Below are 15,494 nucleotides of genomic sequence, written 5' to 3' on the forward strand. Positions count from 1 at the left end.
GGCGTCCGCGGTCCGGGGGCCGCTCCCGAGCCGGTGCGCCGCGGTTCCGCGGCCGCTCCCGAGCCGGTGCGCCGCCCCCGCCCACGGCCCGTGCGGGGCCCGGGCGGGCGGGCCGGCTTCGCCACACGGAACGAAAGGGTGGTATACGAACGTCGGTATGGGGGACACCCCGATGAAGGGAGACCGCTCGGGTGACGATCGTGGAGTTCCTGTTTGCGCGCTTGGACGAGGACGAGCGGGCGGCGCACGCGGCGTCATCTGCCACCGGCGGCCCCTCCCGGGCCCGCGCCGACGTCGACGCCAAGCGGCGGATCGTGCGCGGCTACGTGGTGGCGCATGAGGCGTGCATGAACGGCCTGGGCGCGCACGGCCGCTCCGCCGCCCCGCCCCCGGCCGACGCCTGGGCGGCCCTGCACGCCTGGCGCCGCGCGCTGGAGCACTTGGCGGCGGTCTACGAGACCCACCCCGACTACGAGGAGTCCTGGAGAGGGTGAGCGCCGGCGCGCGCCTCCCGGCACCGGTGTACCGTCGGCGCGGCGGGGCGGGCCCGCGCACCGTCAGAGGTTCAGGGCCTCCACCGCGAGGACGTAGCCCTCGTTGTAGGTGGGGAACTGGGCGATCCCGTCGGTGAGGCGGTCGACCGGGATGGCCTCGCGTACCGCGAGAGCGGCCGTGTGGATGACCTCTCCGGCCAGTGGGGCGACCGCCCAGGCGCCGATCAGTACGCGGCGCTCGCGGTCGGCGAGGACGCCCATGTGGCCCTCGGGCTCGGTGGCGTAGGTCCAGGGGCGGGCCAGTGTCGCGGCCAGGTCGACCTCGGCGGTGATGAAGTCGATTTCGCGCTCGCGCGCCTGGTCCTCGGTGAGGCCGACGACGGCGATCTCGGGGTCGCTGAACACCACCCGGGGCACGGCCGTGTAGTCGGCCACCCGGTCGCGGCCCAGGATGTTGTCGGCGACCACCCGACCCTGGTATTTCGCGACGTGGGTGAAGAGCGCGACACCGGTGACGTCGCCGACCGCCCACAGCCCCTCCGCCACGCGGCACCGCTCGTCCACGGCCAGCCCGCGGGCGCCCACCTCCACGCCCGCCTCCTCCAGCCCCAGGCCCTCGGTGCGCGGGCGGCGGCCGGTGGCCAGCAGCACCACGTCGGCGGCGATCCGGGCGCCGTCGTCCAGCTCCACCACGCTGTCGGTGCCCTCGCGGAAGAACCGCCGCGGCTCGCTCCCCGTTCGGACGTCCACGCCGTCGCGGGTGAGCAGGGCGGCGGTCAGCGCGCCGATGCGCGGGTCCTCGCGGTTCATCAGGAACGGGCCGCGCTGGAGCAGCGTCACCCGGGTGCCCATGCGGGCCAGGAACTGGCCCAGCTCCACGCCCACCGCGCTGCCGCCGACCACCACCGCCCGCGCGGGGATCTCGGCCAGGGTGGTGGCCTCGCGGTTGGTCCACACCGTGACCTCCTCCAGGCCCGGAACCGGGGGCCGGATCGGGGAGGAGCCGGTGGCCACGATGACGTCGCCGGCGGTGAGCACCGCGTCCCCGGCCTCGACCCGCCACGGGTCGCGGCCGGTGATCCGCGCGGAGCCCTTGACGACCGTCACGCCGGTGCTCCGGTAGCCCTCGACCTGCGCCGAATCGTCGAGGTGGCGGATCATGGTGTCGCGGTGGGCGCGCATGGCCTGCCAGTCGGGCTGCGGCGCCGAGAGCCCGGCGACCGCCGCGGCCTCGGCGCGGACCTCCGGCGGGCGCAGCAGCGTCTTGGAGGGGATGCAGGCCCAGTAGGCGCACTCCCCGCCGACCAGCTCCCGTTCGACCACGGCGACCCGTTTGCCCGCCGCGGCCAGCCGCGACGCCGCGACCTCGCCCCCCGGACCCATGCCGATCACGATCGCGTCGTAGTGCCCGTCCATGCGGCCTCCCCTTCCTCGACGGTGCGCGGCGCCGGTGCCGCGCCGCCCGGACATCGTCGCGGCCGGCTCCGCCACGGCGCCAGGTCCTTGCTACGCCACCCCGCCCTCGGGGACACCGCGACGCGCCGACCCTACGCCCCCGGGCTCGGTTCGCCCGGCCCGGCGCCGCCTCAGGGGGTCAGGACCACCTTCCCGGTCGTCTCGCGGTTCTCCAGGGCGGCGTGGGCCCGCGCGGCGTCCTTGAGGGGGAACGCGGTGACGGGCGGGACGAGGCGGCCCGCCGCCAGCTCGGCCAGCGCCCGGGTCTCCAGCGCCCGCATGCCGCCGGCGCGGCGCACGATGTGCGGGCCGATCCCCCAGATGGCGGTGAGCCCGCGTTCGGCGAGGTCGGCGGTTGTGACCTGAGTGGGCGCCCCGGCCGAGGCGGAGTAGCCGTGCAGCACGAGCCGCCCGCCGCCGCCGAGCAGCCCCAGGACGGCCGCGCCGGTCGCGCCGCCCACCCCGTCGAAGGCCACCGTCACCTCGCGGTCGCCGAGCCCGGCGCGGACCCGCGCCGGCCAGTCGCCGTCGCGGTAGTCGACCGCGATGTCCGCGCCGAGCCGCCGCGCGAGCGCGGTCTTGGCGGCGCCGCCCGCCAGGGCCACCACGGTCGCCCCGATGGCGTGCGCGGCCTGGACCGACAGGCTGCCCATGCCGCCCGCCGCCGCCGTCACCAGCACCACGTCGTCGGGGCGCAGCGCGGCCAGGTCGAGCATGCCGATCGTCGTGCGCCCGGTGCCGATCATGGCGACCGCGGTGTCGGCCGCCACATGGCCGGGCAGCTCGTGCAGCGACGCGGCCTCCGCCACCACCTGCTCGGCGTAGCCGCCGGCCCCGGCGGGACCCAGGTGCACGACGACCCTGCGGCCCGCCCACCCCGGGTCGGTGCCGGGCCCCACCGCGCCGACCACGCCCGCGACCTCCCGCCCGGGGGTCGTGGGCAGGCTGGGAGCGGGGAAGGGGCCGCCGACGGGCCCTTGGCGCAGCCGGGTGTCGACGACGTGCACGCCGCTCGCGGCCACGTCGACCCGTACCTGCCCCTCGCCGGGGACGGGGTCGGGGACCTCCTCGTACAGCAGGTTCTCCGCCGGTCCGAATTCGTACAGCCGGATCGCGTGCACGGCCGACCTCCTGGTCGTCGGGCGGGCCGCCGCCCTACCGCGTGCGGCGATCCGCGCGGGTGGCGTTCGTCGTCGACAACGCTAGAACCTCGACCAATGTCGAGGTCAAGGCGCCGCCGCCTGGTATCCGCCGCCGGGTATCCGCAGCGGGCCGCCGGGTTCGCGCGCGCCGCGCCGCCGCGCCCGGCGCCGGAGGCCCGGGACGGCTACGCTGCCGCTGTCGTCCCCTGCGCGGCGGCGGATGCGCGGCCGGCCCGGCCGCCGCGGCAGCCCGGCCCGGAGACCGGGGGCGCCCGGCCCGCGGCGCCGGGCGCCCGCTGCACGCCCTGCGGCCCCGGGAGACGACGACCGTGCCAAGCGCCCGCGATGAACGAGGAGCGAACCCCATGCCCGACACGACCGCCGAGGAACACCAGCGCCTGGACGGGCGCCCCGAGTGGTCGGCGCTCGCCGAACATCGGGACCGGCTCGGCGACATCCACCTGCGCGACCTGTTCTCGGCCGACCCCGACCGCGCCCGCCGCTACACCGTCCAGGTCGGCGACCTGCACCTGGACTACTCCAAGCACCTCGTCACCGACGAGACGCTGCGGCTGCTGCGCGACCTGGCCGCCGCCGCCGACGTCGAGGGCCTGCGCGACGCCATGTTCCGCGGCGAGCGGATCAACACCACCGAGGGCCGCGCGGTCCTGCACACCGCCCTGCGCGCCCCGGCGGACGCGGTGGTCAAGGTCGACGGGCACGACGTGGTCCCCGATGTGCACGCGGTGCTGGAGCGGATGGCCGGCTTCGCCGACCGCGTGCGGTCGGGGGAGTGGCGGGGCTACACCGGCGAGCCGATCTCCGCGGTGGTCAACATCGGCATCGGCGGCTCGGACCTGGGCCCGGCGATGGCCTACGAGGCGCTGCGCCCCTTCACCCGCAACGGGCCCGACACCCGGTTCGTGTCCAACGTCGACGGCTCCGACCTGCACGAAGCCCTGCGCGACCTCGACCCCGCCACCACGCTGTTCGTCGTCGCGTCCAAGACCTTCGGCACCATCGAGACCATCACCAACGCGACCTCGGCGCGGGAGTGGCTGCTGTCCGGGCTCGGCGGGGACCCCGCTGCGGTGGCGTCCCACTTCGTCGCCGTGTCCACCAACGCCGAGAAGGTCGCCCGGTTCGGCATCGACACGGCGAACATGTTCGAGTTCTGGGACTGGGTGGGCGGCCGCTACTCCTACGACTCCGCTATCGGGCTGTCGCTGATGATCGCCATCGGCCCGGCGCGGTTCCGCGAGATGCTCGACGGGTTCCGCCTCGTCGACCAGCACTTCCGCACCGCCCCGCTGGAGGAGAACGCGCCGGTCCTGCTGGCCCTGCTGGGGATCTGGTACGGCGAATTCCACGATGCGCAGTCGCACGCGGTGCTGCCCTACAGCCACTACCTCTCGCGCTTCACCGCCTATCTCCAGCAGCTCGACATGGAGTCCAACGGCAAGTCGGTCGACCGCGAAGGGCGCCCGGTGGGCTGGGAGACCGGGCCGGTCGTGTGGGGCACACCGGGCACCAACGGCCAGCACGCCTACTTCCAGCTGCTCCACCAGGGCACCAAGCTGGTGCCCGCCGACCTCATCGGGTTCGCCCGGCCCGGGGCGGAGCTGGCGCCGGGGCTGGCCGCCCAGCACGACCTGCTCATGGCCAACATGTTCGCGCAGGGGCAGGCGCTGGCGTTCGGCAAGACCGCCGACGAGGTCGAGGCCGAGGGCGTGCCCGTGGACCAGGTGCCGCACCGCACCTTCCGCGGCGACCGGCCGACCACGACCGTCCTCGCCCCGGAGCTGACCCCGTCGGTGCTGGGGCAGCTCATCGCGCTGTACGAGCACAAGGTGTTCGTGCAGGGCGCGGTGTGGGACATCGACTCCTTCGACCAGTGGGGCGTGGAGCTGGGCAAGGCGCTGGCCACCCGGATCGAGCCGGCCCTCAGCGCGGGCGCCCTCGTCCCGGGGCTGGACGCCTCGACCGCCGAACTGGTCCGCCACTACCGCTCCCTGCGCGGCCGCTGACCGGACACGCACGCGCTGACGGTCCCGCCGCCCGGAGAGCGGGCGGCGGGACCGTGGTGCCGGCCGGCTCGGGGAGGCGCCCCGCATGGCCCGCGGAGGAGGGGCGGGCGGAATGTTGTTCAATTTTCAACTGTTCACTAGGGTGCAGGCACGGACCCGGCTGGACAGGAGACCGACATGGACGTGCGTCCCTCAGGCATCCACCACGTCACGGCGATCGCGAGCGACCCCCAGGCCAACGCCGACTTCTACCTGAACGCTCTGGGCATGCGGCTGGTCAAGAAGACCGTCAACTTCGACTCCCCCGAGACCTACCACCTCTACTACGGCGACCGGGCGGGCAACCCCGGCACCATCATGACGTTCTTCCCCTGGCCGGGGTCGCCCAAGGGCCGGCTCGGCGCGGGCCAGGCCACCACCACGTCTTTCAGCGTCCCGGAAGGCTCGCTGGGGTGGTGGCAGCGGCACCTCGCCGCCCTCGGCGTGGAGGCGACCCGGCCCGCCGAGCGCCTCCAGGAGGACGTGCTCACCCTGCGCGACCCCGACGGCCTCGTCCTCGAACTGGTCGCCGCCGCCGACACCCACGACACCGACCCCTGGGACGGCGGCGCGGTGCCCGTCGAACACGCCATCCGCGGCATCCGCGCCGTGACCCTCACCGAGCACGACCCCGAGGACACCGCCGCCATGCTCAACGGGCGCCTCGGCTTCCGGCTCGCCGCAGAGGAGGGCGACCGCCTCCGGTTCCACACCGGCGAAGCGGCGGCCGGCGTGGGCACCGTCGTCGACGTCCTCGCCGCCCCCGGTGCCGACCGCGGGCTGGTCGCGGCCGGCACCGTCCACCACGTCGCCTACCGCGCCCCCGACCGGCCCACCCAGGACGGCTGGCGCCGCACCCTGGCCGACGACGGCATCGACGTGACCGAGATCCGCGACCGCTCCTACTTCACCTCGATCTACTTCCGCGAGCCCGGCGGCGTGCTGCTGGAGATCGCGACCGACGGGCCCGGGTTCGACTACGACGAGCCGCTGCTCCGGCTGGGGCGCGACCTGCGCCTCCCGCCGTGGCTGGAGCCCGACCGCGCCGAGATCGAGGCCCGCCTGCCCGGCCTCGTGGTCCCCGAAGCCGCGCGGGACGGGGCGTGACAGCGGTGAGCGGCGGGCCCGATGCGGCCGCGCGCACCGCGTCGCGACGGCCCGCCGCCCGGCGGGAGCGCTCGGTGAACCGAAGTACGATGACCCCCATGGACGGGGTCAGGTGGCTCGATGCGGACGAACAGCGGACCTGGCGGAGCTTTCTCCGCGCGAACTCGCAGATCGAGCAGGAACTCGACCGCGACCTCCAGGAGCGCAACGGCCTGACCCTGGTCGAGTACGGCATCCTGGTCAGCCTCTCCGAGGCCGAGGGGCGGCGGATGCGCATGCGCGGCCTGGCCGACAGCGTGATCGTGTCCAAGAGCCGCCTGTCGCACCAGATCGCCCGGCTGGAGCAGGCCGGACACGTCCGCCGCGAGACCTGCGCGGAGGACCGCCGCGGCTCCTGGGCCGTGCTCACCGACAAGGGCGCCCGCGTGCTGGCCGAGGCCGCCACGGGGCACGTCACCAAGGTGCGGGCCCGGCTCTTCGACCGCCTCACCCCGGAGCAGTCCGCCGCGCTCGGCGAGATCATGAGCGCACTGGAAGTCGGCGCGCTCGAACCCCGGCCCTGACCCTGACCGCCTGCCCGGCGGCGGCCGGGCGGGTCAGGGCGTGCGGCCGGTGAAGGCGAGGAACCGGTCCTGTTCCGAGGCATCGTCGGGCACCGGCGCCTCGGGCCCGAAGACGCCCGGCGACCGCACCACGTCGCCGACTCCCTGGAAGAGGGCGTGGAACCTGCGGACCTGGTCGGCCGGAAGCGTCTCGTCCTGCCCGGTGGCGCGGGCGATGTCCCAGCCGTGCACGAGCAGGTCGACGCCGAGGAAGCGGTCGACGGTGTCGGCCACGTTCGTCCGGCCGAGGTACCCGTCGTATTCGGCATCGGCGCGTGCGGGGTCCTCCAGCAGCGCCTGCATGGCGTCGCGGGCCTCGGCCCACGCGCCCCGGGGGTCGTCGTCGGCCGACCGGGTCAGGTCCAGCTTGACCCCGGCGTGGCCGGGCATGTTGACGTGGTTGTCCAGCATGTGGCGCAGGACGTCGCGCGCGGTCCAGCCCTCGCACGGCGACGGGTCGTCCCACCGGTCGTCGGGCACGGCCTGGACGCGCCGGGTGAACTCTGCGGAGAGGGCGCGGTAGCGCTCGGAGATCTCGGTCATGGGCCCATGATCACCCCTTGCCGCGGCGGCTGTCGTGTACGGATCGGACATCTTCTCCACACCCTGTGGACTGCGGATATCCGCGTCTCTCGCATGCGCGTTCAACGGCCGACAAGTTCGCTCGGGCTCGACCCGGCGATGGTGCGGCAGTCGCGCGACAGGTGCGACTGGTCGGTGTAGCCCGCTGCGGCGGCGAGCCGCGCGAGGTCCACCGGGGCCGCGGGGTGGCGGGCGATCCGCAGGAACCGCTGGAGGCGCAGGATCCGCCGCAGGGTCGCCGGGCCGTAGCCGAAGGCCGCCGTGCAGCGGCGGTGCAGCTGGCGCTCGCTGAGCCCGGTGGCGGCGGCCAGGCCGGCGACCGTCGTGGCGGGGTCGCGGGACAGCGCGCGGGCCACCGCCATCGTGGCGTCGTCCTGCCGCGGTGCCCCGGCCAGCCAGCCGCGGACGTGCTCCTCCAGGATCCCGGCGCGCGCTTCGGGCGCGGCGTCGCCGAGCCGTTCCGACAGCAGGCGCTGCGCGCGGCCGCCGAGCGCGTCCTCCAGGGGGATCCGGCGGTCGCGGACTCCGGCGGTGTCGAACCCCAGGACGGCCCCGGCCCGGCCGGGGCGGAACCGGACGCCCACCGCCTCGGTGCCCCGCGGCAGCCGGAAGGACCATGCCGCGGTCTCGGGGCCGCACACCACGACCCTGCCGTTGTCGATCCAGAGGACGTCGACGCAGCCGTCGGGGACCAGGCGGTGGGTGCCCTCGATGCGCGCCGTCCAGCCGGTCACCAGGTCCGGCGCCAGATCGGGGGCGACCGGCGACGGCGAGTACCAGGTCATGGGCCCATTTTAGGTCCCCGCCCGAGGTTCTTCCCGGGCGGCCGGAACCGGCCGATGCCGTGCTGAGCGGGGGTGCGGCGTCGGTGCGCACCGGCCGGTGGCCCACACTGGACCCCAGCGCACAGTCACCGCACCCCCCGAGAGGCACCGGGAGCGTACATGGCCCAACCGCACACCGACGACGCCGGCCCGGCCGGACCGCGCCTGCTGGCACTGAGCGACCTGCACGTGTCGCACGCCGAGAACCGGGAGATCGTGGAGGCGCTGCAACCGGGGACGCCGGAGGACTGGCTGATCGTGGCCGGCGACGTCGCCGAGACCGTCGCCGACATCGAGTCGACGCTGCGCCTGCTCCGCGGCCGCTTCGCCGAGGTGGTGTGGGTCCCCGGCAACCACGACCTGTGGACGGTCCGCCACGACGACGTGCGGCTGCGCGGGGTCGAGCGCTACGAGCACCTCGTGGCGCGGTGCCGGGAGATCGGGGTGCACACCCCGGAGGATCCCTTCCCCGTCTGGGAGGGGGCCGGCGGGCCGGTGACCGTCGCCCCGCTCTTCACCCTCTACGACTACTCGTTCCACCCGCCGGGGACCGACAACAAGGAGGACGGGCTGGCCTACGCGCACGGAACGGGGGTGGTGTGCACCGACGAGTTCCTGCTGCACCCCGACCCCTACCCGACCCGCGAGGCGTGGTGCGCGGCCCGGATCGACTACAGCGAGCGCCGGCTGTCGGAGGTGAGCGGGCCGACGGTGCTGGTCGACCACTACCCCCTGGTGCGCCACCCGACCGACATCCTGCGGTATCCGGAGTTCGCCCAATGGTGCGGCACCGTGCGCACCGCCGACTGGCACACCAAGTACGACGCCGTGGCCGTGGTCTACGGTCACCTGCACATCCCGCGGATCACCCACCAGGACGGGGTGCGGTTCCAGGAGGTGTCCCTGGGCTACCCCCGCGAGTGGCGCCGCCGGCCGGCCCCGCAGTACCGCATCCACACGGTCCTGCCCGCCTCCTGACCGCGGGACCGGTGCCCCGACGGCCGTGGCCGGCCGGCGCCACTGCGCCGGCCGGCCACGGGGGACGGCAAAGGGAAGGGCTCGGCTACGTGCCCGATCCGCCGCCGTCACCGCCGCCGGAGCCCCCGGGGTCGCCACCCGCAGAGGAGGCGTCGGAGCCGCCGGCACCGCCGTCGTCCGGGGGCGGACCCGCCGGGGCACCCGCGGCAGGGGCGGCGGGGGCGCCCGGAGTGGCCGCGACCCGGTTCATGTTCGAGTTGCGGTAGGAGAACGCGAAGTACACGACCAGGCCGATCACCAGCCAGATCCCGAACCGCAGCCAGGTGTGCCAGCCCAGGAAGCTGATCAGCCACAGCGAGAACACGACACCGATCAGCGGCACGACGGGCATGCCCGGGGTGCGGAACGTGCGGGGCAGATCCGGGCGCTTGTAGCGGAGCACGATCACCGCGATGCAGACGACGACGAACGCCGACAGGATGCCGATGTTGGTCAGCTCCGCGACCTCGATGATCGGGAAGAACCCGGCCAGGACCGCCGACAGCACGCCCGCGATCCAGGTGACGCGGACCGGCACGTGGTGCTTGCGGTCGGTCTTGGCGAACCACTTGGGCAGCAGGCCGTCGCGGCTCATCGCGAACCACACGCGGGTCGCACCGAGCATGAAGGTGAACATCACCGTGAGGATGCTCAGCACGGCGCCGATGGCGATGACGTTGGCCAGCCAGCCCAGCCCCACCGAAGCGAACGCCGCCGAGAACCCGGCGGTGGGGTCGATCTCGGTGTAGTTCTGCATGCCGGTGAGCACCAGCGACGCCAGGACGTACAGCACCATCGAGATGACCAGCGAGTAGATGATCGCCTTGGGCATGTGCCGCTGGGCGTCCTTGGACTCCTCGGCGGCCGTGCTCATGGCGTCATAGCCGAACACCGCGAAGAAGACGAGTGCCGCACCCGAGAGCGTCCCGCCCACGCCGAACGGGAAGAACGGGTCGTAGTTGGCGGTGTCGATGAAGAAAACGCCGACCACGACGATCACCCCGACGATCGCGACCTTGAGCACCACGAACGCGGTCTCGAACCGGGCGGCGTTCTTCACGCCCCGGGTGAGCAGGAACGCGATGCCCAGGCACAGCAGGACGGCGAACAGGTTCACCTTGTAGCTGCCGTCGGGCACGCCCTCGGGTTCGGTGCCCGGGGCGCCGGACATCCACAGAGGGAGCTCCAGGCCGATCCCGCTCAGGAAGAAGTCGAAGTAGCCGGAGATCCCGATGGCCACAACGGAGACGATCGCGATGTACTCCAGCAGGAGGTCCCATCCGATGAACCAGCCGACGATCTCGCCCAGCACCATGTAGCCGTAGGTGTAGGCGGACCCGGCACGCGGGATGAGCCCGGCGAACTCGGCGTAGGAGAACGCGGCGGCGGCGCTGGCGACGCCCGCGATCAGGAAGGAGAACAGGACCGCGGGGCCGGCCGTCTCGTTGGCGACCGCGCCGGCCAGGGAGAACACACCGGCGCCGATGATGGCGCCGACGCCGATCGCCGTGAGCTGCCACAGGCCGAGGGCCTTGGCGAGGCCGCCGCCCTCGGTCTGCTCTTCGACGCTGTCGATCGGCTTGCGCCGGAATACACCCCTTCCAGGGCTGAGACTCTGCTGACCGGATGCCATATCGATTCCTACCTGCCTGTCACATGGGCGGGGGTGCATGGGACGGCTCCCCGGGGGCGGGCGGTCCGCGGGGCTCACGGGGCTTGTTCGTGCGGCTCCTATCGCCCCCGTGTTCACGGGAGAACCAACCGCCCGCGGCGCCCTGTTCACCGGAAAAGTGCCGACCGTCACTGTTTTCCCCGCACCGTACGCCTGCGAAGGTCGAGATGAGCTGTTCCATTCCACTACAGTTCGGGAACGCCGTTGTCCGATCGGACGAAGAACAACGCCCCGGAGTCGTGTGACTCCGGGGCGTTGTGCGTGCTAGAGGGGGTCGTGGGGATGCCGGGGCCGGGTCCTGCCCACCGTGGCATCCGCGGCTCGCGGCCTGGTCGGACGCCGCTCGGGCGACCTGCGGCGTGCGCGGTGCGCTGCGCCGTCCGGGAGGGTTCGCCGCCCTTGAAGGAAGGATAACGGCGCGTTCCGCGGGCGTTCGGTGCGGAGGGGTGCCTGGTCCGAGCGGTAACCGATTCGATGCTCGTCGTATCTATACTAAAAAGGTAGGTTTAATCTACTATCGGACCGAGGGCCCCGGCCCACCGGTACCGGCCGGACCCTCCGACCCCATCCCCCACCTGCGGCGACGGTGTCGCCGGACGCGAGGTCACGATGAGTACGGACGGCAGCGGCCCCGAGGCCGCCCCGAAGAAGCGCAGGGCCGTGCCCCACGGAATCGGCGAGGACTGGGCGGCGACCATCGTCGGCCTCGTCCTCCTCCTGGTCTCCCTTGTCGGCGTCATCCCCGAAGGGCTGGTGCCCTGATGGCCGACGACACCACCACCCCCGACCCCACCCCTTCCTCCGAGCCCACGCCTTCCACCGGCCCCGCCCCGTCCCCCGCCCCCGGCGCCGGAACCGCCTGGGCGTGGGCGGCGGCCGGCGTCCTGATCGTCCTCGTCCTGGCCGCCGTGACCCGCTACCTGGAGACGGCGGTCCCCGAGGCCACGGCGGGCACCCCGCTGGGCGGGTTCGCCGAGGCCGTCGAGTACCCGGTCTACGCGATCATCCTCGGCCTCCTCGGCAACCTCGCGCTGTCCCTCGGCGGCCTGCGGGACCGGCTCGCGGGGGGCTTCCGCACCGAGTTCTTCATCAAGACGGGCCTGGTGCTGCTCGGCTCCACCGTGCTGTTCGACGTGATCATCCGCGCGGCCGGCCCCTCCATCGTCCAGTCGCTCGCGCTGGTGACCCTCGTCTTCCTGTCCACCTGGTGGATCGGCGGCCGGTTCGGGCTCGACGACCGGCTGCGCGCCCTCATCGCCTCGGCGGTGTCCATCTGCGGCGTGAGCGCGGCGATCGCGGCAGCGGGGTCGGTCCAGGCGAAGAAGGAGCAGCTGGCCTACACCGCCAGCCTGGTGATCCTCTTCGCGGTCCCGTCGATCTTCCTGCTGCCCTGGCTGGTCGGCGTCCTGGGCCTCACGGGCCCGCAGGCGGGCGCCTGGATCGGCGGCAACATCGACACGACCGCGGCGGTCGCCGCGGCGGGCGCGATCGTCGGCGAGGAGGCCCTCCAGATCGCCACCATCGTGAAGTCCACCCAGAACGTCCTGATGGGCGTGGTCGCCGTGGCCCTCACGGCCTACTTCACCTTCCGCGTCGCCCCGGCCGAGCAGGCCGCGGCGGGCACCCCGGGCACCGAAGTGCCGGACCGCCCCGGCCTGCGCACGCTCTGGGACCGCTTCCCGAAGTTCGTCCTCGGCTTCCTGGCGGCGTCGGTCATCGCCACGGTCTGGGCGAGCACGACCGGCGCAGCCGGCGAGCCCGGCCTGGAGACGGCCCGCGCCCTGCGGGACTGGTTCCTCATCGCCGCGTTCACCAGCATCGGCCTGGAGTTCCGGGCGGGCTCCCTGAAGGAGGCGGGCTGGCGCCCCATCGGCGTCTTCGCGATCGCGACGGTCATCAACCTGGCGCTTGGCCTCCTCCTCGCGATCCTCCTCTTCGCCGATTTTGCCGTATGACCCCCCCGAGCCCTCGCCGCCGTGCCCGGCCCGAACCCCCTGGGGCCGGGCGCGGTGCCTCCCCCTCGTTCAGGAGAAGGTCTCCCAGCCCCGGCCCGTGAAGGGCGTGAAGCCGGGTGGGGCCACCCCGTGAAACCGGACGAGTAGCCGGAGGTTGGGCGGCGCGTCGGGCCGAACGGGGGGAGGGCGTACGAACTCCGGCTCCCTCAGAGTTTGCCTTCCATGAGGACGGTGCGATGCCCCCCGAGCGCGCGTGAGAGACCTTCGAGGAAGCCGGGGCTGAAGTCGGGCCAGTCCCAGAACTCGAAACCGAGATACCCGAAGGCGAAGTAGTCATCCGACCAGGTCCACGCAGTCAGGTCACCAGGGCGCCGACAATGCGGGCAGGCGACTGCCGCGCTGCCTGTGTCGCTCCAGTCGCTGATGGCCTCACTGAAGGGTTCCCACGCACCCTCGATCTCCTCCAGCCGGTCGGTGTAGAAATCCGCCCGACCGGCACAATGGGGGCACACGGCGAACCTGGGTTCGCCCTGGCCGCAGTTGAATACGGTGCGGCCGGTCTCGACCCTGAGTCCGTCGCTGGGCTCCCAGTCCTCCTGACCGACCGCCTTGGCCCAGGAGGGACCGGGCGGATGCCCCGACGGCGCCCCGAGAACACAGTCGGTGAGCTCGGCCCGAACTATCCCCTCCCTGACCAGCCAGTCGAGTCCGCTGTCTGCCAGGGTCCGGGCGTCCGCATGCGTGGCGTCGAGATCGACGACGGTCTGGAAATAGTTCCCCATGAGGCAACGGTAGGAGTAGCCACCGACAGCCCGTCACTCACGACTTCGACGCCTACCGGTCCTTCACATCCCCGAATGTCCGGGCCGGCCCGGGGTGCCATGCGTAGGCCGCGACTGAACTCGGCCCAGAATGCTCACCGGCTGAAGCGGCTCCTCCACCTGTAGTGAACGGCCTACCGGCAACTGCTACTGGGGCTTACCGACGCCCGATCGATCGCCCATGCCGGGTCGTCCAGGCCGTCCTCACCCTCCACCTCACCTGCTCAAGCTGAGGTTGGAAAAGGCTCAAGGTTCTGAGCAGGTCCACTGGGTAGTGCCCTCTTCTCACGTGTCGGCCCGCTGCGGTGGTCCGCAGGACCGGGTCTAGGGTGAAACGAGAGGACCGGCCTGTACAGGGAAGGGGACCCCGATGCGCCGCGGTCTACAGATCGTCGTCGCCGTCTTGGCGTTCATCCCCATCGGCACCGGTCTCACCGACGTCCTGCTGGGCCCGTCCATGATCCTCGGCGGGGGTGAGGTCACGCCGAGCGTCGACAGCGCCTTCCGCTTCAACGCCGTCTTCTGGTTCGCCGCAGGCGTGGCCGCGCTGTGGATGGTCCCGCGCATCGAACGAGTGACCACCGAGTTCCGTCTGCTCTTCGGGCTGATCTTCCTCGGCGGGTTCGCCCGGCTGCTGTCGGTCGCCGTGGCCGGCTGGCCGCACCCCGTCTTCGTCGGCGCACTCGTGCTGGAACTCGTCGGTATGCCGCTGCTCATCCTCGCCCAAGGCCGCGTCGCTCGCTCCGCCGCCGATGCCGCCGCCGGTGCCGCGGGCGGCACCGGCGGCGCTTCCGGCGGAGCGGTGTCCGCTGGCTGAGCCCGCGGACACCGCGCACGGCGGAGGGCGGGGCGCCGGGCCATCGCCCGCTGCTCGCCCCCGATGGTGTGTCGTGGCTCAGCCCGCTTCGACGTGGCGAAGAAGGCCCTTGACCTCATAGGCCTGCCGCACGGCGTTGAACAGGGTGTCCAGCTCGCCGCGGACCTTGGAGAACCCGATGGCGCCGCCGGAGATCCCGGTGTTGCCCAGCGAGATGGACGCGGTGACGCTCTGGTCGGGGTTGGCCTGGAGGCCGAGGCTGTACTTGTAGTGGACGGCCAGGGCGCCCAGCAGCATCGCCTTGGCCTTGCTGCCCTTCTCGGCGAGACCCGAAGTGGGGCTCTCCCAGGAGAAGCGGTAGCCGTGCTGCCCGAGCACGTCCAGCAGCACGGTCCGGGCGTCCTCGATATCGCCGGACAGGTGGAATTTCGCGAATTCGGCCATGATCTCTTCTGCTCCCAGTGGGGTGGGGCTCACGGATTGGGGGGCGCGGCTGGACGCGCTGCCACTCGCCCGTATAGGCGTGTGACGAGGGGAAAGATACACGCGACCCCGGATATCGCAACATCCTTAATTCCCATCCCGCGCCGTCCGAATTCGCACTCCCCGCAAAAGCGGTCGTCGGCGGGCGGAGACGGTCACCTACCGGGGGAATCGGTGGCCGTCATCGGCCAAACGGGAACGGGGAGGACGACAAGATCAGCAGAGCGGTCGCGGCACCGTCGCCGAGCGCGAAGACCCCGACCACGGCGCAGGCATGGTGCGCCAGCCGCGGAAGCCGCCGGACGGCGCGGCGGAGCCGCGACGGTCGCCGCATCCGGGTATGGAAGCGGTCATCGGCGTGAGTGGGCCAGTAGTCGCCGGGCCGGTGCCGCCCCGCGGCGATGGCGCGCAGCTCGGCCACGTTGGGACGGGTAACGGCCCGCGCGTCTCGCTGCGG

The 15,494-nt window shown here is 73.0% G+C and carries 16 protein-coding genes; 8 read left to right on the top strand and 8 right to left on the bottom strand.

The genetic code is table 11. The annotated features are described in order from the left end of the window. The first annotated feature begins 191 nt into the window (after positions 1 to 191). Positions 192 to 494 (top strand): DUF6221 family protein, encoded by a 303-nt coding sequence (locus tag ACFOVU_RS19835; RefSeq protein WP_378535783.1) that lies wholly within the window; start codon positions 192 to 194, stop codon positions 492 to 494. A gap of 63 nt (positions 495 to 557) precedes the next feature. Here the strand turns inward: ACFOVU_RS19835 and ACFOVU_RS19840 are convergent, their stop codons facing one another. Further along, the gene (locus ACFOVU_RS19840) at positions 558 to 1,910 is read right to left on the bottom strand and encodes a dihydrolipoyl dehydrogenase family protein (RefSeq protein WP_378535785.1); all 1,353 of its coding nucleotides are present in this window, start codon (positions 1,908 to 1,910) and stop codon (positions 558 to 560) included. Between the two features lie 170 nt (positions 1,911 to 2,080). Next, the gene (locus ACFOVU_RS19845) at positions 2,081 to 3,070 is read right to left on the bottom strand and encodes a zinc-binding dehydrogenase (RefSeq protein ID WP_378535787.1); all 990 of its coding nucleotides are present in this window, start codon (positions 3,068 to 3,070) and stop codon (positions 2,081 to 2,083) included. A gap of 386 nt (positions 3,071 to 3,456) precedes the next feature. Between ACFOVU_RS19845 and pgi the strand changes: the two genes are divergently transcribed. The 3 genes from pgi (at position 3,457) to ACFOVU_RS19860 (ending at position 6,827) form a co-directional block, all read left to right on the top strand. After that, positions 3,457 to 5,118, top strand: a complete 1,662-nt coding sequence (pgi, locus tag ACFOVU_RS19850) for a glucose-6-phosphate isomerase (RefSeq protein WP_378535789.1) — start codon at positions 3,457 to 3,459, stop codon at positions 5,116 to 5,118. A gap of 177 nt (positions 5,119 to 5,295) precedes the next feature. After that, positions 5,296 to 6,264 carry a ring-cleaving dioxygenase gene (locus tag ACFOVU_RS19855; protein ID WP_378535791.1) on the top strand — a complete coding sequence of 323 codons (969 nt, stop codon included), beginning with the start codon at positions 5,296 to 5,298 and terminating at the stop codon, positions 6,262 to 6,264. An 89-nt stretch (positions 6,265 to 6,353) separates the two neighbouring features. After that, complete coding sequence (locus tag ACFOVU_RS19860) at positions 6,354 to 6,827, top strand: MarR family winged helix-turn-helix transcriptional regulator (protein WP_378535793.1); 474 nt, start codon at positions 6,354 to 6,356, stop codon at positions 6,825 to 6,827. Positions 6,828 to 6,860: 33 nt separating this feature from the next. Here the strand turns inward: ACFOVU_RS19860 and ACFOVU_RS19865 are convergent, their stop codons facing one another. Further along, positions 6,861 to 7,409: a TIGR03086 family metal-binding protein gene (locus ACFOVU_RS19865; RefSeq protein WP_378535795.1), complete on the bottom strand. Its 549-nt coding sequence runs from the start codon at positions 7,407 to 7,409 to the stop codon at positions 6,861 to 6,863. Positions 7,410 to 7,510: 101 nt separating this feature from the next. Next, entirely contained in the window at positions 7,511 to 8,233 is a 723-nt protein-coding gene (locus ACFOVU_RS19870; protein ID WP_378535797.1) for a helix-turn-helix domain-containing protein, read from the bottom strand. A gap of 159 nt (positions 8,234 to 8,392) precedes the next feature. Between ACFOVU_RS19870 and ACFOVU_RS19875 the strand changes: the two genes are divergently transcribed. Next, entirely contained in the window at positions 8,393 to 9,250 is an 858-nt protein-coding gene (locus ACFOVU_RS19875; RefSeq protein WP_378535799.1) for a metallophosphoesterase family protein, read from the top strand. 85 nt (positions 9,251 to 9,335) lie between these two features. Here ACFOVU_RS19875 and ACFOVU_RS19880 read toward each other — a convergent pair whose 3' ends face one another. Next, the gene (locus ACFOVU_RS19880) at positions 9,336 to 10,922 is read right to left on the bottom strand and encodes an amino acid permease (protein WP_378535801.1); all 1,587 of its coding nucleotides are present in this window, start codon (positions 10,920 to 10,922) and stop codon (positions 9,336 to 9,338) included. A 648-nt stretch (positions 10,923 to 11,570) separates the two neighbouring features. On the opposite strand from ACFOVU_RS19880, the gene ACFOVU_RS19885 reads away from it, so the two are divergent. Continuing rightward, on the top strand, positions 11,571 to 11,723 hold the full coding sequence (locus ACFOVU_RS19885; protein ID WP_378535803.1) for a hypothetical protein: 153 nt from the start codon (positions 11,571 to 11,573) through the stop codon (positions 11,721 to 11,723). Continuing rightward, positions 11,723 to 12,916, top strand: a complete 1,194-nt coding sequence (locus ACFOVU_RS19890) for a YeiH family protein (RefSeq protein ID WP_378535805.1) — start codon at positions 11,723 to 11,725, stop codon at positions 12,914 to 12,916. The genes ACFOVU_RS19885 and ACFOVU_RS19890 overlap by 1 nt, the downstream gene beginning before the upstream one ends. A 206-nt stretch (positions 12,917 to 13,122) precedes the next feature. Here ACFOVU_RS19890 and ACFOVU_RS19895 read toward each other — a convergent pair whose 3' ends face one another. Beyond that, entirely contained in the window at positions 13,123 to 13,698 is a 576-nt protein-coding gene (locus ACFOVU_RS19895; protein WP_378535807.1) for a hypothetical protein, read from the bottom strand. A gap of 409 nt (positions 13,699 to 14,107) precedes the next feature. Here ACFOVU_RS19895 and ACFOVU_RS19900 point away from each other — a divergent pair, with 409 nt between their 5' ends. Further along, the gene (locus ACFOVU_RS19900) at positions 14,108 to 14,554 is read left to right on the top strand and encodes a DUF4345 domain-containing protein (protein ID WP_378535809.1); all 447 of its coding nucleotides are present in this window, start codon (positions 14,108 to 14,110) and stop codon (positions 14,552 to 14,554) included. A 78-nt stretch (positions 14,555 to 14,632) separates the two neighbouring features. Here ACFOVU_RS19900 and ACFOVU_RS19905 read toward each other — a convergent pair whose 3' ends face one another. Together ACFOVU_RS19905 and ACFOVU_RS19910 are read right to left on the bottom strand one after the other, a co-directional pair. Beyond that, positions 14,633 to 14,998 carry a hypothetical protein gene (locus tag ACFOVU_RS19905; RefSeq protein WP_378535811.1) on the bottom strand — a complete coding sequence of 122 codons (366 nt, stop codon included), beginning with the start codon at positions 14,996 to 14,998 and terminating at the stop codon, positions 14,633 to 14,635. 220 nt (positions 14,999 to 15,218) lie between these two features. Beyond that, positions 15,219 to 15,458 (bottom strand): hypothetical protein, encoded by a 240-nt coding sequence (locus tag ACFOVU_RS19910; RefSeq protein WP_378535813.1) that lies wholly within the window; start codon positions 15,456 to 15,458, stop codon positions 15,219 to 15,221. Between the last annotated feature and the right edge of the window lie 36 nt (positions 15,459 to 15,494).

Origin of the sequence: Nocardiopsis sediminis (assembly GCF_042650565.1) — a bacterium.
GTDB classification, from domain to species: domain Bacteria; phylum Actinomycetota; class Actinomycetes; order Streptosporangiales; family Streptosporangiaceae; genus Nocardiopsis_B; species Nocardiopsis_B sediminis.